The organism is Bartonella capreoli, from assembly GCF_902813205.1.
Taxonomy (GTDB): Bacteria; Pseudomonadota; Alphaproteobacteria; order Rhizobiales; family Rhizobiaceae; genus Bartonella; species Bartonella schoenbuchensis.
This window is the reverse complement of record NZ_CADDZX010000411.1, coordinates 1-381: the sequence shown is the minus strand read 5'-3', so window position 1 is coordinate 381 and position 381 is coordinate 1. Positions and strand designations below refer to the sequence as shown.

Genomic DNA, 381 nt, shown 5'->3' with positions numbered 1-381 from the left:
AGGTCGTTTTCAGGATGCAGTGAACATTTATTTAGATGCGCTTCGCTTGAATGGAGAATCAGCTCCAAGACTTGTTGGTTATGGGTTGGCATTAGTTGGTTATGAGGGCGGAATGATTACGCAAGAAGCACAAAATGTTTTCCAAAAAGCAGCCGATTTAGCGCCAAATGATTTTTATCCTCGTTTATTACTAGCTGAAGCGCTTCATCAGGCTGGGAAGTCTTTGCAAGCAGTGCAGTTTTTACAAAATTTTCTTGATACAATGCCTAAGGATTTTACAGGGCGATCACGTATTGAAGCCATGATAGTTCAGTTACGTGATTCATCTAATTAGAATATTCAGGAAGTGATTATGGGCAGTTTAAGATTATAAAACCAGAG

General features: G+C 39.4%; 1 protein-coding gene. It reads left to right on the top strand.

What is annotated here, in order from left to right; all coding sequences use genetic code 11:
* A partial coding sequence (locus J7R05_RS09040; protein WP_208541942.1) for a tetratricopeptide repeat protein occupies positions 1-334 on the top strand: 334 nt, incomplete at its 5' end.
* Positions 335-381 lie beyond the last annotated feature (47 nt).